Here is a 20,218-nt window from a genome sequence, read left to right as displayed (position 1 = left end):
GTGCCCAATTGGCTGACGTTTGGCTTGATGGCTTTCGTAGGGGCATTGTGTTCTGAAACATTGCGCTTTTAACCTTGAGGCCTGAGCCTTGCGCGCGGCGGTAATGAACGTAGAGGTGAGCGACACATGTATCACGGGGAAAGATTGAACGCCTGGACGCATTTGGTCGGGGCTGTAGCAGCATTTATCGGGGGCGTGTGGCTGCTGGTGATCGCCAGTATGGATGGCAGTCCGTGGAAGATCGTCAGTGTGGCGATTTACGCGTTTACCTTGCTGGTGCTCTACAGCGCCTCGACCGTGTACCACAGCGTGCGTGGGCGCAAGAAAGCGATCATGCAGAAGGTCGATCACTTTTCGATCTACTTGCTGATCGCCGGCAGTTACACGCCGTTCTGCCTGGTGACCCTGCGTGGGCCGTGGGGCTGGACGCTGTTCGGGATTGTCTGGGGGCTGGCGCTGATTGGCATCCTGCAAGAGATCAAACCGCGCTCGGAAGCACGGATTCTGTCGGTCGTGATTTACGCGGTGATGGGCTGGATCGTGCTGGTGGCGGTCAAGCCGTTACTGGCGGCACTGGGCCCTGTCGGCTTTACCTTGCTGGCGTCGGGCGGGGTGTTGTACACCGTGGGGATTATCTTTTTTGCCCTCGACCATCGTCTGCGCCACGCCCATGGGATCTGGCATCTGTTCGTGATCGCCGGGAGTTTGCTGCACTTTGTGGCGATTTGGTTCTACGTCTTGTGACCGCTTTTGTGGCGAGGGGCAAGCCCCCTCGCCACAAGTCCCTAGAAGTCACCCCAGAGTTGTTGGGCCACCGCCAACGCCACCACCGGCGCGGTTTCGGTGCGCAGCACGCGCGGGCCGAGGCGGGCGGCGTGGAAACCGCCAGCCTTGGCCTGTTCGACTTCAACGTCGGACAAGCCGCCCTCCGGGCCGATCAGGAACGCCAGGCTTGCAGGTTTGGCGTGGCTCACCAGCGGCTCGGCCACCGGATGCAGCACCAGTTTCAATTCGGCCGCGGTCTGCTTCAACCAGTCAGCCAACAGCAATGGCGGATGAATCACTGGCACACGTGAGCGCCCACACTGCTCGCAGGCGCTGATCGCCACCTGACGCCAGTGCATCAGGCGTTTGTCGGCGCGTTCGTCCTTGAGGCGGACTTCGCAGCGGTCGGTGAAAATCGGCGTGATTTCGGTGACTCCCAGTTCGGTGGCTTTTTGAATCGCCCAGTCCATCCGCTCGCCACGGGACAAACCCTGGCCGAGATGGACCGCCAGCGACGACTCGACCTGACCGGTAAAGCTTTCATCGATTTGCACCACCACGCGCTTCTTGCCGACTTCCACCAGCGTGCCGCGAAACTCGTGGCCCGAGCCGTCGAACAGTTGCACCGCATCACCCTCGGCCATGCGCAGCACACGGCTGATGTAATGCGCCTGGGCTTCAGGCAACTCGTGTTCGCCGGTGCTCAAAGGGGCGTCGATAAAGAAGCGGGACAGTCTCATCTTGGGTCTCTACTGAATCAGAAATTTGGATCGAGTCGCTTTTGTGGCGAGGGGGCTTGCCCCCGTTGGGCCGCGAAGCGACCCCAAAACCTGCAACTGCGCTATTCCAGTGAAAACGTATCAACCGGATTTACGACTGCTTCGCAGCCGAACGGGGGCAAGCCCCCTCGCCACAGTTAAGCTCTTTCACACAGGGATCTGGGCAAGGCTTCAACCCGGATCGCGATAGCCCGGATGAAAGTCCTTCGGCACCGCCACGCTGACGCTGTCACGGGTGGCGATGTCGATGCCTTCGCTGGCCACTTCGGCCAGAAAATCGATCTGCTCCGGGGTAATCACGTAAGGCGGCAGGAAATACACCACGCTGCCCAACGGCCTCAGTAAAGCACCTCGTTGCAGTGCATGCTGGAACACGGTCAAACCGCGACGTTCCTGCCACGGGTAAGCGGTCTTGCTGGCCTTGTCCTTGACCATCTCGATCGCCAGCACCATGCCGGTCTGGCGCACTTCAGAGACGTTCGGGTGATCGGCCAGGTGCGCGGTGGAGGAGGCCATGCGCTGGGCCAGGGCCTTGTTGTTCTCGATGACGTTGTCTTCTTCGAAGATATCCAGCGTCGCCAATGCCGCCGCGCAGGCCAGCGGATTGCCGGTATAGCTGTGGGAATGCAGGAAGGCGCGCAGGGTCGGGTAGTCGTCGTAGAACGCGCTGTACACCTCATCGGTGGTCAGGCAGGCCGCCAACGGCAGGTAACCGCCAGTCAGGGCCTTGGACAGGCAGAGGAAGTCCGGGCGGATGCCGGCCTGTTCGCAGGCGAACATCGTGCCGGTACGACCGAAGCCGACGGCGATTTCATCGTGGATCAGATGCACGCCATAACGATCACAGGCGTCGCGTAGCAGCTTGAGGTACACCGGGTGATACATGCGCATGCCGCCGGCGCCCTGAATCAGCGGCTCCAGAATCACGGCGGCCACGGTATCGTGGTTATCGGCCAGGGTCTGCTCCATGGCGGCGAACATGTTGCGCGAGTGTTCTTCCCAGCTCATGCCCTCGGGGCGCAGGTAGCAATCGGGGCTCGGCACCTTGATGGTGTCCATCAGCAGGGCTTTGTAGGTTTCGGTAAACAGCGGCACGTCGCCCACTGCCATCGCCGCCATGGTCTCGCCGTGGTAGCCGTTGGTGAGGGTGACGAAGCGCTTCTTGTTCGGCTGGCCGCGGTTGAGCCAGTAGTGAAAGCTCATTTTCAGCGCGACTTCGATGCACGATGAACCGTTATCGGCATAGAAACACCGGGTCAGGCCTTCGGGCGTCATCTTCACCAGACGCTCGGACAGCTCGATCACCGGCTGATGGCTGAAACCGGCGAGGATCACGTGTTCCAGCTGATCGACCTGATCCTTGATGCGCTGGTTGATCCGCGGGTTGGCGTGGCCGAACACATTGACCCACCAGGAGCTGACGGCGTCGAGGTAGCGTTTGCCTTCGAAGTCTTCCAGCCACACGCCTTCACCGCGCTTGATCGGGATCAGCGGCAGCTGTTCGTGGTCTTTCATCTGGGTGCAGGGATGCCATAACACGGCGAGATCGCGTTCCATCCACTGTTTATTCAGGCCCATTTTCTGTCTCCTCGAGGCTACCCGTGACGTAGGCGGGTAAACAATCGCGCAAGCCTATGCAATGCGCGTCACGGGGACAACCCATTGTGTCGATTGAGCTACTTTGTATAGGACGATAGACGTCGCTGGCGGCGTTTTGATGGCTGACGTATTCTTCGCGGCTCTTTGAGTCGTCTGACTCGTAAAACCGCTATTTCCTCGTGTATTTCCGGAGTTCTCTGAATGTCTGCTGGTTGGCTGCGCGCCTGTGCGCTGGTGATGTTAGGACTGTTCAGCGTTTCGGCGCTGGCCAAGGATAAAACAGCGATCGTGGTCGGCGGCGGGCTTTCGGGCCTCACCGCGGCGTACGAACTGCAGAGCAAAGGCTGGCAGGTCACCCTGCTGGAAGCCAAACCGACCCTGGGCGGTCGTTCCGGCATGGCCACCAGCGAGTGGATCGGCAACGACAAGACCCAACCGGTTTTGAACAAGTACATCTCGACGTTCAAGCTGAGCACCACGCCAGCCCCCGAGTTCGTGCGGACCCCGGGTTACCTGATCGACGGTGAATACTTCAGCGCCGCCGATCTGGCGACTAAACAGCCGGCCACCAGCGACGCGCTGAAACGCTACGAAAAGACCCTGGATGACCTGGCGCGTTCGATCGAAGACCCGCAAAACCCGGCCGCCAACAGCACGCTGTTCGCCCTGGACCAGATCAACGTGGCCAACTGGCTCGATCGCCTGAATCTGCCAGCCACGGCGCGTCAGTTGGTGAATCAGGAGATCCGTACCCGTTACGATGAACCTTCGCGCCTGTCGCTGCTGTACTTCGCTCAACAGAGCCGTGTCTACCGTGGTGTTGCCGACCGTGACCTGCGTGCCTCGCGCCTGCCCGGCGGTAGCCCGGTGCTGGCCCAGGCCTTCGTCAAACAACTGAAAACCATCAAGACCGGTTCCCCGGTTTCATCCATCACCCAGGACAAGGACGGCGTGACCGTCAAGGTCGGCAGCGTTGGCTATCAGGCGGACTACGTCGTGCTGGCGGTGCCGTTGCGCGCACTGAGCAAGATCCAGATGACTCCGGCGCTGGACGCCCAGCACATGGGCGCCATCAAGGGCACCAACTACGGCTGGCGTGACCAGATCATGCTGAAGTTCAAGACGCCGGTATGGGAAAGCAAGGCGCGCATGTCCGGCGAGATCTACAGCAATGCCGGTCTGGGCATGTTGTGGATCGAGCCGGCCTTGAAGGGCGGCGCCAACGTGGTGATCAACATTTCCGGCGACAACGCACGGGTGATGCAGGCCTTCGGCGACAAGCAGATGGCTGATCAGGTGCTGATTCGTCTGCATACCTTTTATCCACAGGCACGCGGTTCGTTCACCGGTTATGAAATCCGTCGCTACAGCACTGACCCATCGATGGGCGGCGCTTACCTGGCCTTCGGTCCGGGGCAGATCAGCAAATACTGGCGCCTGTGGGAGCGTCCGCTGCAACGTGTAGCCTTTGCCGGCGAACACACTGACACCTTGTACCCAGGCACCCTGGAAGGCGCCTTGCGCACCGGTCAGCGTGCAGCCAGTCAGGTTGAAGACCTGGCAGCGGGCAAATCGTTTGAACCGGCGAAGGTTGTGCCGGCAGCGACCGCTGCGGCGGCAGGCGCGGTAGTGGCGAAGAAAGGCAATTTCTTCAGCAACATGTTCGGTGGTTCGTCCGATAAAGCGGCCGACAAGGCAGAACCTGCCAAGGTTGAAGCGAAAGCTGAAGAGACCAAGCCTGGCTTCTTCTCGCGGATGTTTGGTGGTGGCTCCGACAAGGCTCCGGCCAAGGCGCCAGAACCCGTGGCCCCCGTTGCTCCGGCACCCGCACCAGTCGTTGCGCCGGCTCCGGCACCGGTTGAGGCTCCGAAGCCAGTGGTGCCGGCGCAAGCCGAGCCGGTGAAGAAAGCACCGGCTAAAGCGCCAGTGAAAAAGCCTGCTGCCAAAACCGAGGCCAAAAAGGCTCCGGCCAAGGCAACGGCGAAAAAGGCTGAGCCAGTGAAGAAACCAGTGGCGAGTACCGCTGCGAAGGCCCCGGTGGCGACTGAAACCAAGACACAGTAAGTCTTGGGATCAAAAAAAAGCGCGGCAGTGATGCCGCGCTTTTTTTATGTCTTTGTCCTCCCGTGGAGGCAGCTGATTTTTTTGGTACTAAGGTAGGTCGACGATATGGACTTCGTCGCTTTGGTAGTCGCTGATATAGGCGCGGTTGTGTTGATCAAGAACCATGTAGCGCGGATCGAAAGCGCCAGGGATGGGAACCCTGCGAACAATCTCATGGGTGGCGGTATCAACTTCCACGATCTCTTTTTCGGTTTGATCAACGGCATAAGCGTTTTTTACACCGAACACTATTTTCCCTTCGCAAGCCACAAAATCGAAATGCCGGGTGGTCAATGAGCGGGTGTCCAACACGGTCAGTTTTCGAGCGTCCAGAGCCACGATATACACTTCGCTACCGTCGGGACTGACAGTGACGGCTGACGGATATTTTTCAGTTTTGATGATATTGATGACTTTGAAGGTCTTGCTGTTGATGACCGTGAGCGCGTCCTCATAAGGGGCGGCCGGGGCGTTGGTGCTGGAAATGTAAAGGCGCGAATCGTCCGGGCTGATATCCACACTTATGGACGGTGAGGGTAAGCCTTGTACTCTGCTCACCGCATACAGACGGGTATCAATAATTGCCAACCACTCTTTATTCTGTCGAACGGTGACGTAAGCATATTTCCCGTCTCCGCTCACGACGACTCCGCTAGGGTGTCTACCCACCGTGATGTTACCCACCGCGTATGTTTCGGTATCAATAACCGAAACCGAACTTGAACCGTAGTTGGTCACGTAAGCTCTTTTTCCCTCATGGCCAAGGGCGATGCTTCGGGGGTACTGCTCCACGGCGATGGTACGGATTACCTTTTTGATTCGGGTGTCGATGACGGACACATTGTCCGACATGTAATTGCAAACAAATACGCGTGATCCATCGTTGCTGATGGCCATCCCTCGCGGTCCTTCCCCTACGGGTATCGAATTGGATTGATTGCGTGTTATCACGGGGGATGAACTCGAATTGTGACTCATGGTAGAACTCCTGTTCAGACGCTTGGACTGACGTCCAAGTTCAAGTTCATCAATGACTTGCAATGAAAGCCACTGTTAAATGTGACAGTTCTGACGAGTGGTATCGGCTCTTAAATGAATATAAGGAGGGTGCGTGAAGGTTTTTTCCTTTGGTTAACACTCTCTTAACCTCTCGGCCCCAAGGTCTTGATCGTATTTCTCGATATTTCAGAGCGAAATTTTCCGCTTTAAATCGATAGATAACTCGATAGTCTTGGGCGCAGTTCTTACAGGATTTGGGCAATGCAGCTACGTAACTCTTCTTCCCGCTACGGTTGGGTCAGCATCTTTATGCACTGGGGTGTGGCGTTGGCCGTCTTCGGCCTGTTTGCGTTGGGGTTGTGGATGGTCGGTCTCGATTACTACAGCACCTGGCGTAAAGACGCGCCGGATCTGCACAAGAGCATTGGTCTGGTGTTATTTGCCGTGATGTTGCTGCGGGTAGTGTGGCGCTTCATCAGCCCACCGCCGCCGCTCCTGCCAAGCTATAGCCGCATGACCCGCCTTGGCGCCAAGTTCGGCCATTCCTTCCTTTATCTCAGTCTGTTCGCTGTGATGATTGCCGGTTACCTGATTTCCACCGCAGACGGTGTCGGGATTCCGGTGTTTGGCCTGTTTGAAATTCCTGCACTGGTTTCCGGGCTACCGGACCAGGCAGACACCGCGGGTGTGATTCATTTGTACCTGGCCTGGCTGCTGGTAATTTTTTCCGGTTTCCATGCGTTGGCAGCATTGAAGCACCACTTTATTGATCGTGATGCGACCCTGACGCGAATGCTGGGGCGCAAAGCCTGATGTTCTACCTCGACTCCAAAGGAATAGAAAGCATGTTGAAAAAGACGCTCGCCGCTCTGGCAATCGGTTCTGCTCTGTTGTCCGCTAACGTGATGGCGGCCGATTACGTGGTCGACAAAGAAGGCCAGCACGCCTTCGTTGACTTCAAGATCAGCCACTTGGGCTACAGCTACATCATCGGTACCTTCAAGGATATCGACGGCAAGTTCAGCTTCGACGCTGCCAAGCCTGAAGACAGCAAGATCGAGTTCAATGTGCGCACCGCCAGCGTGTTCACCAACCACGCCGAACGCGACAAGCACATCGCCAGCGGTGACTTCCTGAACGTGGGCAAATTCGCCGACGCCAAGTTCGTCTCCACCAGCGTCAAACCTACCGGTAAAAACGCCGCAGGCAAAGACACTGCCGACGTGACCGGCAACCTGACCCTGCTGGGCGTGACCAAGCCAATCGTAGTCAAAGCCACGTTCCTGGGTGAAGGCAAGGATCCATGGGGCGGCTACCGTGCCGGCTTCGAAGGCACCACCAGCATCAAGCGTTCCGATTTCGGCAAGCAGAAAGACCTGGGCCCAGCGTCCGACGCGGTCGATCTGTACGTGACGTTTGAAGGTGTCAAAGCGAAATAATCTTCGCACCTGACACAAAAACGCCCCCGATCTCACGATCGCGGGCGTTTTTTATGGTCGGAGAAAATCTGCAGGGATGTTCTCAGCTGAAATGAAAATGCCCCGATCGCAAGATCAGGGCATTTTTTATAACGGTGCTAACTCAGCGGTTGCGGGTCAGCAACGCTGGTTTTTCGCCGCGCGGACGGCCTGGCAGTTGATCCAGTTGCTCAGGTGTCGGGAAGCGATCGCTTTTCGACTCCTTGTGAATGATCTTCGGTGCCGGGCTGCGCGGGTTCTGCACGGCCGGTTCCGAACGAGACTGGTCGTCACGGGCCGGACGGCGGTTGCGGGACTCTTCGCGACGGGCCTGGCCGTCACGTGGAGCGCCGTTGCGTGGGCCACTGCGCTTGGCCGGTGGGGTGCCGGTGGTTGCGCCGCTGCTGTTGCGCGGACCGTTCTGGCGACCTTGTGGCTGACCGGCGCGCGGAGCGCCAGCGCCTTGTGCCGGTGCGCCTGGACGGCGGCCACGGCCCTGAGCCGGTTTGGCTTGAGGCACGTAGTCGACGCGGTTACCGAAGTTGTCGATATCGTCGTCCAGGAACTCGTCCGGAGCACGGTCGGCGGCGGCGCGAGGAGCCGGGCGCTGTTGCTCGCGGGCCGGAGTGCCTTCGCGTGGCTTGTGTTCACGGGCCGGGCGCTCGCCACGGCCAGCGGCAGGCTTTTCCTTGCCGCCCTTGTCCTTGCCTTTGTCTTTACGACCGCCACCACCACCGCTGCCGTTCGGGCCGTCGCCGCGCGGACCACGTGGGGCGCGCGGGTTACGCACATCCGGACGCTCGCGGACTTCCGGTTTCTCGGCTTCCACAGCGCTGGAGTCGAAGCCCATCAGGTCGCCGTCGGCGATTTTCTGCTTGGTCATGCGCTCGATGCTTTTCAGCAGTTTTTCTTCGTCCGGAGCGACCAGCGAGATCGCCTCGCCCGAACGACCGGCACGGCCGGTACGACCGATACGGTGCACGTAATCTTCGTCGACGTTTGGCAGTTCGAAGTTGACCACATGAGGCAACTGGTCGATGTCGAGGCCACGAGCAGCGATGTCGGTGGCGACCAGGATGCGCACTTCACCGGCCTTGAAGTCGGCCAGGGCTTTGGTGCGGGCGTTCTGGCTCTTGTTGCCGTGGATCGCGACGGCGGTGAGGCCGTGTTTGTCCAGGTACTCGGCCAGGCGGTTGGCGCCGTGCTTGGTGCGGGTGAACACCAGCACTTGTTCCCAGGCGCCGGCAGTAATCAGGTGCGCCAGCAACGAACGCTTGTGGCTGGCGGCCAGGCGGAATACGCGTTGTTCGATCCGCTCGACCGTGGTGTTCGGTGGCGTGACTTCGATGCGTTCCGGGTTGTGCAGCAGCTTGCCGGCGAGGTCGGTGATGTCTTTGGAGAACGTCGCCGAGAACAACAGGTTCTGCCGTTTGGCCGGGAGGCGGGCGAGGACCTTTTTCACGTCATGGACAAAGCCCATGTCGAGCATGCGGTCGGCTTCGTCCAGCACAAGGATTTCCACGTGGGACAAATCGACACTGCCTTGGCCGGCGAGGTCGAGCAGGCGACCTGGGCAGGCCACCAGCACGTCGACACCACGGGACATGGCTTGAACCTGCGGGTTCATGCCGACGCCACCGAAGATGCAGGCGCTGACGAACTTCAGGTCACGGGCATAGACCTTGAAGCTCTCGTGCACCTGAGCCGCGAGTTCGCGGGTTGGGGTCAGGACCAGTACGCGGGGTTGGCGCGGGCCGTGACGCTGGGATTTGTCCGGGTGACCGTTGGGAAACAACCGCTCCAGAATCGGAAGGGCGAAGCCACCGGTTTTACCAGTACCTGTCTGAGCCGCAACCATCAGGTCGCGACCTTGCAACACGGCGGGAATGGCCCGCTGTTGCACCGGAGTAGGCTCGGTATAGCCCGCTGCCTCGATGGCGCGGACTAAAGCCTCGGAGAGACCGAGGGAAGCAAAGGACATGAGTAATCCTGTTTTAGTTAGGGCTTGGCCCAATGGGAGTCTTGCCTGGCGCGAATGGCGTTTAAGAGGACGCAATCCCGTCCGGTCCTGCTGGGCCTCGAAGGCTCGTCTGGAGCGCTCGCGCGGGCTGAAAAGCTGCGCTGTAGCGGGATCGAGATGCCTTGAACAAGTCCGAGCGTCCGGGCGTGAGCCTGGCGGGAAGGCCGGAGTATAACAGAGCAATCACTGTGCGCCGCTTTCCTGCTGCTCAACGGTTTTTCCGCCGGTTGCGGTGGCGCTGGCGGCCCGGGCTTCGGCAGCCGGACCGGCACCATAGCGGGCGCTCAGTTCGGCGTAGGCCGGTTCGCGCTTGAAACGCTTGAGCTCGGCGCCGAAACGCTGCACCAGCAAATCCATCCCGGCATTGCGGCGCACCGCCAGGTACTGGCTCTGCTGGCTGATGACGGTCGGGTTCTCGGTGATTTTGTCGCGGATGTCCAGTTGATCGAGCAAGTGCTGGCCGACCCGGCGATCGGTGATCAACAGGTCGATCCGCCCGCGCACCAGTTTGCCGAAGTTGGCTTCATGGGTAGGCGCCGGTTCCCGGGTAAACAACGTCGATTCGCTGAAGTCCTTGCTGTACAGGTAGCCCGGCGAGGTGCCGATGGTCAGGCCTTTCAGGTCGTCCAGGGTGCGAAACGGGAACGGCCGTTCATTGGCGTAGAACATCACGAATTCGACTTGCGAGAGCGGTTCGCTGGGGTAGAGCAGGGTCGCTTCGCGTTCATCGCTGTGGAAAATATCCAGCACACCGTCCGCTTGGCCTTGCTCAAGCATCGACAGGCAGCGTTTCCACGGCAAGAACTGCCATTCCACGTCAATCCCGAGACGTTTGAAGACGATGGCCGTGGTTTCGTAGTCGAGCCCGAGGTTCTTGCCGCCTTCTTCATAGACGTAAGGCGCCCAGGGTTCGGTGACAATACGCAGCTTCTCGCCCCGAGCGGTGAAGCTCAGGCAAGTGAATAGAAGCACGGTCAGTAACTGGGTGATCAGGGGCATGGCTTGAGATTACGACGAGAAATCATAAAGAGCCAGAAACCGGATCCAGAAGCTCTGGATCGGGCATTAAAAGCAAAAGATCGCAGCCTTCGGCGGCGCCTGCAGAGGTACATATTCCCCTGGAGGCGCTGCCGAAGACTGCGATCTCTTGATCTTGCGTTAACGGCTATTAGCGCGGCAACTTCAGGTTGTTCCACACCGCCAGGCTCGGTTCAGCCTGGTTCAGTGTGTAGAAGTGCAGCCCCGGTGCGCCACCTTGCAACAGGCGTTCGCACATCTCGGTGATGACTTGCTCACCAAAGCTTTGAATGCTCTGGGTGTCGTCGCCGTAGGCTTCCAGTTGCTTGCGGATCCAGCGCGGGATTTCCGCACCGCAAGCGTCGGAGAAGCGCGCCAGCTTGCTGTAGTTGGTGATCGGCATGATCCCCGGCACGATCGGGATGTTCACACCCTTCGCCTGTACACGCTCGACGAAGTAGAAGTAACTGTCGGCGTTGAAGAAGTACTGGGTGATCGCACTGTTGGCACCGGCGTTGGCCTTGCGCACGAAGTTGTTGAGATCGTCTTCGAAATTGCGCGCTTGCGGATGCATTTCCGGGTAAGCGGCGATTTCGATGTGGAAATGATCGCCAGTCTCTTCACGAATGAATTCAACCAGGTCATTGGCGTGACGCAACTCGCCGCTGGCCATGCCCATGCCCGAGGGCAGGTCACCGCGAAGCGCAACGATTCGCTGGATGCCGGCTGCCTTGTACTGGGTCAGCAGGCCGCGCAGGTCGTTCTTGCTGTCACCCACGCAAGACAGATGCGGAGCGGCAGGGACTTTGACTTCACTTTCCAGCTGCAACACGGTGTTGAGGGTGCGATCACGAGTCGAACCGCCAGCGCCGTAGGTGCAGGAGAAGAAGTCGGGATTGTAGGTCGCCAGCTGACGGGCAGTGGCGATCAGTTTTTCATGCCCAGCATCGGTCTTCGTCGGGAAGAATTCGAAGCTGTAGCGACGTTCTTGGGACATGGTCATATCCTTGGAAACACGTAAGCCTTGTAGGCGCCGTGCTTCCTGTAGGAGCGAAGCTTGCTCGCGAAGCAGGCGCCGCGGTCTTTCAGCAGCACCGCGGTGAAGCGTTCGCGAGCAAGCTTCGCTCCTACAGGAAGCGTGGTTCCTGCATAAGTCCGCTCCCATGGGGAGCGGACTGCTGGACCGATCAGTAGCGGTAAGCGTGCGGCTTGAACGGGCCTTCGACGGTGACGCCGATGTAGTCAGCCTGTTGCTTGGTCAGTTGAGTGACCACGCCGCCGAAACCGCGGACCATTTCCAGGGCCACTTCTTCGTCGAGTTTCTTCGGCAGTACTTCAACGGTCAGGCGCTCGGCTTTCTGGGCTGGCGACAGGTCGGCGTACTTCTGGCCGAACAGGAAGATTTGCGCCAGAACCTGGTTGGCGAACGAACCGTCCATGATGCGGCTTGGGTGACCAGTGGCGTTACCCAGGTTAACCAGACGGCCTTCAGCCAGCAGGATCAGGTAGTCGTCGTTCTGAGCGTCGAAAGCGCCTGGACCGGTGCGGTGAACCTTGTGAACCTGCGGCTTCACTTCTTCCCATGCCCAGTTCTTGCGCATGAAAGCGGTGTCGATTTCGTTGTCGAAGTGACCGATGTTGCAGACAACAGCGCGTTTCTTCAGGGCTTTGAGCATGTTTGCGTCGCAAACATTGACGTTACCGGTGGTGGTCACGATCAGGTCGATCTTGCCCAGCAGCGCTTTGTCGATGCTCGCTTCGGTACCGTTGTTGATACCGTCGATGAACGGCGAAACCAGTTCGAAACCGTCCATGCAGGCTTGCATGGCGCAGATCGGGTCGACTTCGGAGACTTTAACGATCATGCCTTCCTGACGCAGGGACTGGGCCGAGCCCTTGCCCACGTCACCGTAACCGATGACCAGCGCTTGCTTGCCGGACAGCAGGTGGTCGGTGCCGCGCTTGATCGCGTCGTTCAGGCTGTGACGGCAGCCGTACTTGTTGTCGTTCTTGCTCTTGGTCACCGAGTCGTTGACGTTGATGGCCGGGATTTTCAGCTCGCCCTTGGCCAGCATGTCCAGCAGGCGGTGAACGCCGGTGGTGGTTTCTTCGGTGACGCCGTGAACGCGATCCAGTACTTGTGGGTACTTCTTGTGCAGCAGCTCGGTCAGGTCGCCGCCATCGTCGAGGATCATGTTGGCATCCCAAGGCTGGCCATCCTTGAGGATGGTTTGCTCCAGACACCACTCGTACTCTTCTTCAGTCTCGCCTTTCCAGGCGAAAACCGGGATGCCGGCAGCGGCGATGGAAGCGGCGGCCTGATCCTGAGTCGAGAAAATGTTGCAGGACGACCAGCGTACTTCGGCACCCAGGGCAACCAGGGTTTCGATCAGCACGGCAGTCTGAATAGTCATGTGGATGCAGCCGAGGATCTTCGCGCCCTTGAGCGGTTGCTCAACGGAGTACTTGCGACGCAGACCCATCAGGGCTGGCATTTCGGATTCGGCGATGATGGTTTCGCGACGGCCCCAGGCAGCCAGGGACATGTCGGCGACTTTGTAATCGTTAAAATCTGCAGGCGTGATAACAGCGCTCATGAAGAGCCTCCATTCGTAATGTATGCGAATGGGCGCCGTTGTGCGTTTAGTGTCTGGCCGTGGCCAGTCAACGCCCCATCCGAGCCTGACAGGTTGAACCTGCTGCAGCGCCCCTCGGACAGGTGGCGGGAAAACGGTAGCAAGTGAACATTACCGTTTTGAAACGGGGGCGATTATAGCGGGCTATGCTGATCTTCCAAAGCGTTTCTGTTGGTCAATGTCCGAACGGTAATCGAGACCATAGTCGATGCTTGATAGAGCTCTAGTCCGGGCTCTGCCATGATGGCCGGCATCAATCGGCAAGACGGTCAGGAGTGAGTATGAATTTCCACACCCGCAAATGGGTAAAACCCGAAGACCTCAACCCCAACGGCACGCTGTTCGGCGGCAGTTTGCTGCGCTGGATCGACGAAGAAGCGGCGATCTACGCCATCGTCCAGCTGGGTAATCAGCGCGTGGTCACCAAGTACATTTCCGAAATCAATTTCGTCAGCGCCTCGCGTCAGGGCGACATCATCGAGCTGGGCATCACCGCCACCGAGTTCGGTCGCACCTCGATCACTCTGACCTGTGAAGTGCGCAACAAGATCACTCGCAAGAGCATTTTGACAGTAGAGAAGATGGTGTTCGTGAACCTGGGCGAAGACGGCCTGCCCATGCCGCACGGCCGGACCGAGATCAGGTACGTCAAAGACCAGTTCAAGGATGACGAGATCGGCGGGTGATTGTTGTTTCTGTGGCGAGGGAGCTTGCTCCCGTTGGGCCGGGCTGGCGCTCCAGCGCGAAGCGGCCCTGAAATCTGTCATTGGGTTCTTTCAGGCAGGCTTCACGTCAGCTTACGACTGCTTCGCAGCCGAGCGGGAGCAAGCTCCCTCGCCACAGGGTTTGCTGCGTTCCCCCCCCCCCCCGGGTAGTGAACAGCTCCGAACCCCGCGTGTCGTACGTAAACGACACGCCACCGGTTCAGGAGCAGCCTTATGGACACGCCCAAAGACGGCAAGACCCCGGAGCTCTCGGCACAGGAACAGCGCGAGGTCGACAAGAACCAGCCCCCGCGCGCGGCGGTGCTGCACGAAATCATTCGCACCCAAGGCGATCAGGAACTCGAGCGCAGCGTTGCGGCGCTGTGGTGGTCGGCCCTGGCGGCCGGCCTGACCATGGGCCTGTCGCTGATGGGCATGGGGCTGCTCAATTCGCGTTTGCCGGACGGCGAAGGCTTCAAAGTGATCGCCAGCTTCGGTTACTGCGCCGGTTTTCTCGCGGTGATTCTCGCCCGTCAGCAACTCTTCACCGAAAACACTCTGACCGCCGTGCTGCCGATCATGAGCAAGCCGACGCTGGGTAATGTCGGTCGGTTGCTGCGGCTTTGGACGGTGGTGCTGGTGGGCAATCTCTGCGGCACCTTGCTGGTGGCGTATGTGATGCTGCACCTGCCGATATTCGACAGCAAGACCGATCTGGCCTTCCTTGAGATCGGGCGCAAGGTCATGGAGAACGATGCCGGCAAGATGCTCGCCAAAGGCATCATCTCCGGCTGGATGATCGCCACCATGGTCTGGATGATCCCGTCCATGGAAAGCGCCAAGATGTGGATCATCATCCTCATCACCTATTTCATGGCGCTGGGCGATTTCACTCACATCGTGGTCGGATCGGTCGAGGTTTCTTACCTGGTGTTTGCCGGCGAGTTGCCGTGGAAGGATTTCTGGTGGGTGTTCGCAGGTCCCACGCTGGTGGGGAACATTATTGGCGGCAGTTTTATCTTTGCGCTGATCAGTCACGCGCAGATTCGCAGTGAAAGCGGGCCGCCGAAGACCTCTGCGGAGCGGGCTCAGGAATCCGAACCGCAGAAGGTCAAAAAATGATCAATGTCAGCCAGAGACATTGATTGCGGCAGCACTGCGACGTTGCAGGTAGATGAAGAACAGCGCCGTCAGCAGCGTGAACACGCTGACCAGCGCGCCGGTCCACGGCAGGTCCGCCAGGTCCGCACCGCTGGCCACCACCAGCCCACCAATCCACGCCCCGGCGGCGTTGCCGAGATTGAATGCACTTTGATTCAAGGTCGACCCGAGGTTTGGCGCCTCATGGGCCTGATCGATGATCAGCAATTGCAGGATCGGGCATAGCGCGAAGGCGAAGATGCCCCACAACACCAGCGTGATCGCCGCCGGTATCACTGAATGGCTGGTCTGGCTGAAGGCGGCCAGTACGATGGCCACGGCCAATGTCATCCCCACCAGCGAAGGCAGCAAGCGACTGTCCGCCAATCGGCCGCCGAGCATGCTGCCCCCGGTCAAGCCGACCCCGAACAATAGCAACATGATGGTTACGCCATGCGGACTGACGCCGGTGATGTCCTGCAGGATCGGCGCAATGTAAGTGAACACGCTGAACAGGCTGGTGGACGCCAGCACGCTCATGCCCAGCGCCAGCAGCACATTGACCTTGCCCAGCACTTTGAATTCGCTGGCCAGGTTGGCTTTGTCCATGGGGATTTCCTTGGGCAGCCAGACCCACTGCGCAATGGCCGCAATCACGCCAATCACCGACACTGCCCAGAAGGTCGAGCGCCAGCCGGCGTATTGCCCCAGCGCAGTGCCCAATGGCACGCCCAGCACGTTGGCCAAGGTCAGGCCGGTGAACATCATGGCAATCGCCTGGGCTCGTTTGTTCGGTGCCACCAGACTGGCAGCGACCACTGAGCCTATGCCGAAAAACGCGCCATGGCACAGCGCGGTGATCACTCGTGCGGCCATCAAAGTGGCGTAGTTCGGCGCCAGGGCGCAGAGGATGTTGCCGAGAATGAACATCAGCGTCATGCCCAGCAGTGTCGCTTTACGCGGCATGTTGGCGGTGCCGACCGCGAGAATCGGCGCACCGAACACCACGCCAAGGGCGTAACCGGTGATGAGCAGGCCGGCGTGAGGAATGCTCACGGCGAGATCGCGGGCGACATCGGGCAGCAAGCCCATGATGACGAACTCAGTGGTGCCGATGCCGAAAGCGGCAACGGCCAGTGCAAGCAAGGCGAGTGGCATGCGCAAGGTCTCTGTCGGTAGTCTTGACGCTTTGATCAGGCATACGCAGGCCGACGACCGTTCTCGACGAGAGCGGGCAGGGGCAGGAATTATTGGAATTAGTCTGTGCGCAACTGAGTGCGGCGTGGTCGCTTGCAGTATAAACAGCTGCGGACATATGGCGAATCAAATCTCTGTCCCGAGATGTAGGGGCAATACAAGGAGTGTGCCGTGCTTGCGACGATTCTGGTGTTGGTGGCGGCGCTGTTGCATGCGGCGTGGAATACCCTGATCAAGTTCAGCGCGGAGCGGCTGTTGGTGGTGGCCTGCATGGACAGCGTGGCGTTGCTGTTTGTCGCGCTGATGCTGCCCTTCGTGGCGCTGCCGCCACTGGATATGTGGCCGTGGATTCTTGCGTCGGCGGCATTCGAGTTGCTCTATCGCTACCTGTTGATCCAGGCCTATCGGGTCGGCGATCTCGGTCTGGTCTATCCGTTGATGCGCGGCTTGTCGCCGCTGGTGGTGCTGGCACTGACGCTGATCTTCGCCGGAGAAGTGCTGACGGCTCAGCAGATCTTCGGGATTTTGCTCATCCCGTTCGGCATGGTGTGCCTGCTCTGGCAGGGCGGTGGCGGGGTGCGCCTGCCGTGGTCGATGCTGCCGGTGGTGGCGCTGATCGGGTTGTGCATCGGTTGCTACACCTTCATCGATGGCCAGGCCTTGCGGCGCTGGTCCCATCCGCTGGATTACCTGGTATGGGTCACCGTGCTCAGTGCCTGGTCGTTCCCATTGCTGGCGCTGGTGCGCAAACGACCGGCGTTCATGTTGTTCTGGCGCGAACAGTGGCGGTTGGGGTTGGCGGTCGGGTTCTGCGTGTTGTTCAGCTACGCTCTGGTGCTGTGGGCCATGCAGCTCGGTTCAATTGCCGAGGCAGCGGCGCTGCGCGAGATCAGCGTGATTCTGGTGGTGCTGTTCGGTATGCGCTACCTCAAAGAACCTTTTGGCAGGCCACGGCTCTTAGCCTGTGGACTGGTATTGATCGGCATGTTGGTGATGAAGTTTTAGTCGCCGCTGATGGAATTCGATTCTCTACAACTTGAAGAAGGGACTGCGTTATGACGGTTGCTCTGTGGTGCATTTTGATTGCGATCTGCTTGCCTTATCTGTGCACGGGCGTCGCCAAGTTCAGCAATGGCAAGTTCGGGCTGAAACAGAATCACGACCCAAGGGCGTTTCTGGATTCGCTCGAAGGAGTGGCCAGGCGTGCGCATTCGGCGCAGTTGAACAGCTTCGAAGTGACCCCGGCGTTTGCCGCGGCGGTGATCGTGGCGCATCTGGCCGGCAATGCCGAACTGGTGACGATCAATGTGCTGTCGGTGCTGTTCATCACCAGTCGGCTGCTGTACATCATTTGCTATCTGGCGGACTGGGCGATTCTGCGGTCGCTGGTGTGGGCCATAGGCATGGGGCTGATCGTCAGTTTCTTTGTGGTGTCTGTTTAACGGCAAGATCAAAGGATCGCAGGCTGCGCCATTCCCTGCAGGGATCGATGTTCATTCGCGATATTGCGACGAACGCTCTCGATGCTGACGCTGGCGTAGTCTGCGATCGTTTGCTTCTAAAGTTTGTCAGCCACCTGCGGCACCTGAGGCAACGCCGCCCCTTTAGGCCAGAGCATCCAGATCTGCCCCTGCTGTTTCATGTCGCCGGCCAATTGCCCGGCCGCCTCGCCCGTGCCCCAGAACAGGTCTGCGCGGACCTCGCCGGCAATCGCGCCGCCGGTATCTTGAGCGGCCACCGGACGCACCAGTGCGCTGCCGTCCGGTCGCGTCGTCGATAACCACAACAAGCTGCCGAGCGGAATCACCTTGCGATCCACTGCCGCGCTATAACCTGCGGTCAATGGCACATTCAGCGAACCGCGCGGCCCTTCGTTGCTGTCCGGGTTGCGATTGAAGAACACGTAGCTGGGGTTGCTGCCGAGCAGTTCGGGAATGCGCGTCGGATTGGCCTTGGCCCAGTTATCGATGGCGCTCATGGTCACCTCTTCTTTCTTCAGCTCGCCCTGATCCACCAGCCAGCGGCCAATAGGTCGATAGGGGTGGCCGTTCTGGTCGGCATAACCAATGCGCAATTGACGGCCATCATCGAGCTGGATGCGCCCCGAACCCTGGATTTGCAGGAATTGCAGGTTCATCGGGTCGGTCAGCCAGGCAATCACCGGCGCCTTCACGCCTTTGGTTTCAATGGTTGCCGCATCGTCGTAAGGCTTGAGCACGCGACCTTCGAGTCGTCCGCGCAGGCGTTTGCCTTTGAGCTCCGGGTAGATACTGTCCAGCGAGACGATGATCATGTCCTCGGGCACGCCGTACACCGGGATGTTCGCTTGCTTGGTCTGGGTCAGACTGCCGGGATACACCGGTTCGTAGTAACCGGTGATCAGGCCGTTGGGGTTGTCATTGGCGGCGCGCAGGCCGTAGACGTCGAGGTTCTGTTTGAGAAAACCACGGATGTCGCTGGCGGTTGGCTGCACGTTGGCGGAAGCGGCACAGGTGCCACCCCAGACCGGGTCGGCCTTGAGTCGGGTGCAGGCGCTGCGCCACGAGCCAAAACCGGCGACGAGGTCGTTGTCGGACACCGCTGGAAGGGCTTCCCAGGTAGCGCTGGAGTAGGTCGCCAGTGCGTGGGTTTTCGGTGTGCTGCTGTCGCCACCGGTGCAGCCCGCAAGCACGGCCACCATCGGAAGGGTCCAGGCCAGGTTGTGACGCCACGCCTTGAAACGGCTGTTCATGGAGTAATTCCTTTGCCGGTTGCCTGAGTGCTCCATGCGCTCAAACAACCCGTATTGATAATAGGGCTATTGGTCTTTGCCGGTGACGCGAGGATACTGGCCGCCGTTTCCAGTGATCTGAAGCCACCATGACTCTTAAAAGACTCTCTGTTGTATTGCTGGCCTGCCTGACCTTGTCCGCCTGCGGCGGTGTCGACCCGAACTCGCCTCTGGGCCAGCGCAAGGCGATCTTCAAGCAAATGCTCAAGACCGGCGAAGACCTGGGTGGCATGTTGCGTGGGCGTATTCCGTTCGATGGCCCGAAATTCGCCGACGGTGCCGTGAAGCTCGACGCGTTGTCCCATGAGCCGTGGAAACATTTCCCGCAGGTGCGCGAAGAAGATCACACCAGCGCCAAGGACGATGTCTGGCAGAAGCAGGCACGCTTCCAGGAAATGGCCCGCACCCTTGAAGGCGCCACCGGTGAACTGGTGATCGCCAGCCAGGTTCAACCCTACAAGGCCAGCAACCTGGGGCCGGCAGTTCAGAAAGTCGAAGACGCCTGTAGTGCCTGCCATAAAGAGTTTCGGGATCATTGAGGCGGCGTGTTCAAACCGGATTACTTATCCAGCTCGTCGAGCGCGTCCTGTAAATCCTTGCGCGATTGAGCCAGTTTGTCTTTGCGTTTGTTGATCTTCTCGGCGTCGCCTTTTTTCATCGCCTTGTCGAGGTCGGCCTGACGCCGGCTGACTTCGTGCTTGGCGTCGAGCACCTTGTTTTCCCGTTCCTTCTTCAAGGAAGCGTCGGTGCAATGGGCGGTAACTTCGCTCAGGGCGGTTTCCAGGCCAGCCTGTTGATCGGCGTTACCGTGAGACTTGGCCAGTTCGATCTGGTTGATGATGCCTTGTTTTTTGGCAGCGCAGCCGGTCAGGCCCGGGGCGTCTTCGGCGGCCATTAATGGAGCGGCCATCACGCTGCACAGGGTCAACAAGGCGAGCGGTGAAAGAAGTTTCATAAAAGCTCCAGGTGAAAAATCGATGTAGCGATGGGCTGTTTGAGCGCATCGGTACCTATGGGTTCCCAGGCTGGCGG

The 20,218-nt window shown here is 59.4% G+C and carries 19 protein-coding genes and 1 riboswitch; of the genes, 9 read left to right on the top strand and 10 right to left on the bottom strand.

The window, feature by feature from the left end:
• The first annotated feature begins 126 nt into the window (after positions 1 to 126).
• On the top strand, positions 127 to 744 hold the full coding sequence (locus AF70_RS16470) for a hemolysin III family protein (RefSeq protein WP_019580638.1): 618 nt from the start codon (positions 127 to 129) through the stop codon (positions 742 to 744).
• Between the two features lie 41 nt (positions 745 to 785).
• Here AF70_RS16470 and AF70_RS16465 read toward each other — a convergent pair whose 3' ends face one another.
• Together AF70_RS16465 and AF70_RS16460 are read right to left on the bottom strand one after the other, a co-directional pair.
• Positions 786 to 1,505, bottom strand: a complete 720-nt coding sequence (locus AF70_RS16465; RefSeq protein ID WP_018928731.1) for a 16S rRNA (uracil(1498)-N(3))-methyltransferase — start codon at positions 1,503 to 1,505, stop codon at positions 786 to 788.
• 210 nt (positions 1,506 to 1,715) lie between these two features.
• A complete protein-coding gene (locus tag AF70_RS16460) occupies positions 1,716 to 3,122 on the bottom strand; it encodes an adenosylmethionine--8-amino-7-oxononanoate transaminase (protein WP_018928732.1) in 1,407 nt (468 codons plus the stop codon).
• Between the two features lie 222 nt (positions 3,123 to 3,344).
• Here AF70_RS16460 and AF70_RS16455 point away from each other — a divergent pair, with 222 nt between their 5' ends.
• On the top strand, positions 3,345 to 5,207 hold the full coding sequence (locus AF70_RS16455) for a flavin monoamine oxidase family protein (protein WP_028939063.1): 1,863 nt from the start codon (positions 3,345 to 3,347) through the stop codon (positions 5,205 to 5,207).
• A gap of 87 nt (positions 5,208 to 5,294) precedes the next feature.
• Here the strand turns inward: AF70_RS16455 and AF70_RS16450 are convergent, their stop codons facing one another.
• The gene (locus AF70_RS16450) at positions 5,295 to 6,143 is read right to left on the bottom strand and encodes a YncE family protein (RefSeq protein ID WP_019650246.1); all 849 of its coding nucleotides are present in this window, start codon (positions 6,141 to 6,143) and stop codon (positions 5,295 to 5,297) included.
• A gap of 363 nt (positions 6,144 to 6,506) precedes the next feature.
• On the opposite strand from AF70_RS16450, the gene AF70_RS16445 reads away from it, so the two are divergent.
• Both AF70_RS16445 and AF70_RS16440 read left to right on the top strand, forming a co-directional pair.
• Positions 6,507 to 7,058, top strand: coding sequence for a cytochrome b (locus AF70_RS16445; RefSeq protein WP_018928735.1), 552 nt, complete (start codon positions 6,507 to 6,509; stop codon positions 7,056 to 7,058).
• 32 nt (positions 7,059 to 7,090) lie between these two features.
• A complete protein-coding gene (locus AF70_RS16440) occupies positions 7,091 to 7,684 on the top strand; it encodes a YceI family protein (protein WP_018928736.1) in 594 nt (197 codons plus the stop codon).
• 142 nt (positions 7,685 to 7,826) lie between these two features.
• Here AF70_RS16440 and AF70_RS16435 read toward each other — a convergent pair whose 3' ends face one another.
• The 4 genes from AF70_RS16435 to ahcY form a co-directional block, all read right to left on the bottom strand.
• Complete coding sequence (locus AF70_RS16435; protein ID WP_018928737.1) at positions 7,827 to 9,683, bottom strand: DEAD/DEAH box helicase; 1,857 nt, start codon at positions 9,681 to 9,683, stop codon at positions 7,827 to 7,829.
• A gap of 222 nt (positions 9,684 to 9,905) precedes the next feature.
• Positions 9,906 to 10,721 carry an ABC transporter substrate-binding protein gene (locus AF70_RS16430; RefSeq protein ID WP_018928738.1) on the bottom strand — a complete coding sequence of 272 codons (816 nt, stop codon included), beginning with the start codon at positions 10,719 to 10,721 and terminating at the stop codon, positions 9,906 to 9,908.
• 169 nt (positions 10,722 to 10,890) lie between these two features.
• Positions 10,891 to 11,736, bottom strand: a complete 846-nt coding sequence (gene metF / locus AF70_RS16425) for a methylenetetrahydrofolate reductase [NAD(P)H] (RefSeq protein WP_018928739.1) — start codon at positions 11,734 to 11,736, stop codon at positions 10,891 to 10,893.
• 190 nt (positions 11,737 to 11,926) lie between these two features.
• A complete protein-coding gene (ahcY, locus tag AF70_RS16420; RefSeq protein ID WP_018928740.1) occupies positions 11,927 to 13,336 on the bottom strand; it encodes an adenosylhomocysteinase in 1,410 nt (469 codons plus the stop codon).
• Positions 13,337 to 13,359: 23 nt separating this feature from the next.
• A riboswitch (S-adenosyl-L-homocysteine riboswitch) is annotated at positions 13,360 to 13,458 on the bottom strand.
• A gap of 198 nt (positions 13,459 to 13,656) precedes the next feature.
• Here ahcY and AF70_RS16415 point away from each other — a divergent pair.
• Together AF70_RS16415 and AF70_RS16410 are read left to right on the top strand one after the other, a co-directional pair.
• On the top strand, positions 13,657 to 14,061 hold the full coding sequence (locus tag AF70_RS16415) for an acyl-CoA thioesterase (protein WP_018928741.1): 405 nt from the start codon (positions 13,657 to 13,659) through the stop codon (positions 14,059 to 14,061).
• 252 nt (positions 14,062 to 14,313) lie between these two features.
• Entirely contained in the window at positions 14,314 to 15,201 is an 888-nt protein-coding gene (locus AF70_RS16410) for a formate/nitrite transporter family protein (protein ID WP_028939062.1), read from the top strand.
• A gap of 6 nt (positions 15,202 to 15,207) precedes the next feature.
• On the opposite strand, the gene AF70_RS16405 is transcribed toward AF70_RS16410, so the two are convergent.
• Positions 15,208 to 16,377, bottom strand: a complete 1,170-nt coding sequence (locus AF70_RS16405) for an MFS transporter (RefSeq protein WP_018928743.1) — start codon at positions 16,375 to 16,377, stop codon at positions 15,208 to 15,210.
• A 210-nt stretch (positions 16,378 to 16,587) separates the two neighbouring features.
• Here AF70_RS16405 and AF70_RS16400 point away from each other — a divergent pair, with 210 nt between their 5' ends.
• Both AF70_RS16400 and AF70_RS16395 read left to right on the top strand, forming a co-directional pair.
• Positions 16,588 to 17,421, top strand: coding sequence for an EamA family transporter (locus tag AF70_RS16400; RefSeq protein WP_019580646.1), 834 nt, complete (start codon positions 16,588 to 16,590; stop codon positions 17,419 to 17,421).
• A gap of 50 nt (positions 17,422 to 17,471) precedes the next feature.
• Entirely contained in the window at positions 17,472 to 17,858 is a 387-nt protein-coding gene (locus tag AF70_RS16395; RefSeq protein ID WP_018928745.1) for an MAPEG family protein, read from the top strand.
• Positions 17,859 to 17,974: 116 nt separating this feature from the next.
• Here AF70_RS16395 and AF70_RS16390 read toward each other — a convergent pair whose 3' ends face one another.
• The gene (locus AF70_RS16390; RefSeq protein ID WP_019580647.1) at positions 17,975 to 19,147 is read right to left on the bottom strand and encodes a murein transglycosylase A; all 1,173 of its coding nucleotides are present in this window, start codon (positions 19,145 to 19,147) and stop codon (positions 17,975 to 17,977) included.
• Positions 19,148 to 19,275: 128 nt separating this feature from the next.
• On the opposite strand from AF70_RS16390, the gene AF70_RS16385 reads away from it, so the two are divergent.
• On the top strand, positions 19,276 to 19,725 hold the full coding sequence (locus AF70_RS16385) for a cytochrome c (RefSeq protein WP_026286618.1): 450 nt from the start codon (positions 19,276 to 19,278) through the stop codon (positions 19,723 to 19,725).
• Between the two features lie 20 nt (positions 19,726 to 19,745).
• Here the strand turns inward: AF70_RS16385 and AF70_RS16380 are convergent, their stop codons facing one another.
• Positions 19,746 to 20,141 carry a DUF1090 domain-containing protein gene (locus AF70_RS16380; RefSeq protein ID WP_019580648.1) on the bottom strand — a complete coding sequence of 132 codons (396 nt, stop codon included), beginning with the start codon at positions 20,139 to 20,141 and terminating at the stop codon, positions 19,746 to 19,748.
• Positions 20,142 to 20,218 lie beyond the last annotated feature (77 nt).

It is taken from the genome of Pseudomonas sp. KD5, from assembly GCF_012932895.1.
Classification (GTDB): domain Bacteria; phylum Pseudomonadota; class Gammaproteobacteria; order Pseudomonadales; family Pseudomonadaceae; genus Aquipseudomonas.
The sequence above is the reverse complement of the archived record's forward strand: the minus strand, read 5'-3'. Positions and strand labels throughout refer to the sequence as shown.

What these genes read in the sequence shown, in the direction of transcription:
- AF70_RS16460 (WP_018928732.1), bottom strand. Translation starts at nt 3,122, where the DNA reads ATGGGCCTGAATAAACAGTGGATGGAACGCGATCTCGCCGTGTTATGG.
- metF (WP_018928739.1), bottom strand. Translation starts at nt 11,736, where the DNA reads ATGTCCCAAGAACGTCGCTACAGCTTCGAATTCTTCCCGACGAAGACC.
- AF70_RS16395 (WP_018928745.1), top strand. Translation starts at nt 17,472, where the DNA reads ATGACGGTTGCTCTGTGGTGCATTTTGATTGCGATCTGCTTGCCTTAT.
- AF70_RS16440 (WP_018928736.1), top strand. Translation starts at nt 7,091, where the DNA reads ATGTTGAAAAAGACGCTCGCCGCTCTGGCAATCGGTTCTGCTCTGTTG.
- AF70_RS16380 (WP_019580648.1), bottom strand. Translation starts at nt 20,141, where the DNA reads ATGAAACTTCTTTCACCGCTCGCCTTGTTGACCCTGTGCAGCGTGATG.
- ahcY (WP_018928740.1), bottom strand. Translation starts at nt 13,336, where the DNA reads ATGAGCGCTGTTATCACGCCTGCAGATTTTAACGATTACAAAGTCGCC.
- AF70_RS16405 (WP_018928743.1), bottom strand. Translation starts at nt 16,377, where the DNA reads ATGCCACTCGCCTTGCTTGCACTGGCCGTTGCCGCTTTCGGCATCGGC.
- AF70_RS16470 (WP_019580638.1), top strand. Translation starts at nt 127, where the DNA reads ATGTATCACGGGGAAAGATTGAACGCCTGGACGCATTTGGTCGGGGCT.
- AF70_RS16385 (WP_026286618.1), top strand. Translation starts at nt 19,276, where the DNA reads ATGACTCTTAAAAGACTCTCTGTTGTATTGCTGGCCTGCCTGACCTTG.
- AF70_RS16465 (WP_018928731.1), bottom strand. Translation starts at nt 1,505, where the DNA reads ATGAGACTGTCCCGCTTCTTTATCGACGCCCCTTTGAGCACCGGCGAA.
- AF70_RS16455 (WP_028939063.1), top strand. Translation starts at nt 3,345, where the DNA reads ATGTCTGCTGGTTGGCTGCGCGCCTGTGCGCTGGTGATGTTAGGACTG.
- AF70_RS16450 (WP_019650246.1), bottom strand. Translation starts at nt 6,143, where the DNA reads ATGGCCATCAGCAACGATGGATCACGCGTATTTGTTTGCAATTACATG.
- AF70_RS16445 (WP_018928735.1), top strand. Translation starts at nt 6,507, where the DNA reads ATGCAGCTACGTAACTCTTCTTCCCGCTACGGTTGGGTCAGCATCTTT.
- AF70_RS16410 (WP_028939062.1), top strand. Translation starts at nt 14,314, where the DNA reads ATGGACACGCCCAAAGACGGCAAGACCCCGGAGCTCTCGGCACAGGAA.
- AF70_RS16390 (WP_019580647.1), bottom strand. Translation starts at nt 19,147, where the DNA reads ATGAACAGCCGTTTCAAGGCGTGGCGTCACAACCTGGCCTGGACCCTT.
- AF70_RS16430 (WP_018928738.1), bottom strand. Translation starts at nt 10,721, where the DNA reads ATGCCCCTGATCACCCAGTTACTGACCGTGCTTCTATTCACTTGCCTG.
- AF70_RS16415 (WP_018928741.1), top strand. Translation starts at nt 13,657, where the DNA reads ATGAATTTCCACACCCGCAAATGGGTAAAACCCGAAGACCTCAACCCC.
- AF70_RS16435 (WP_018928737.1), bottom strand. Translation starts at nt 9,683, where the DNA reads ATGTCCTTTGCTTCCCTCGGTCTCTCCGAGGCTTTAGTCCGCGCCATC.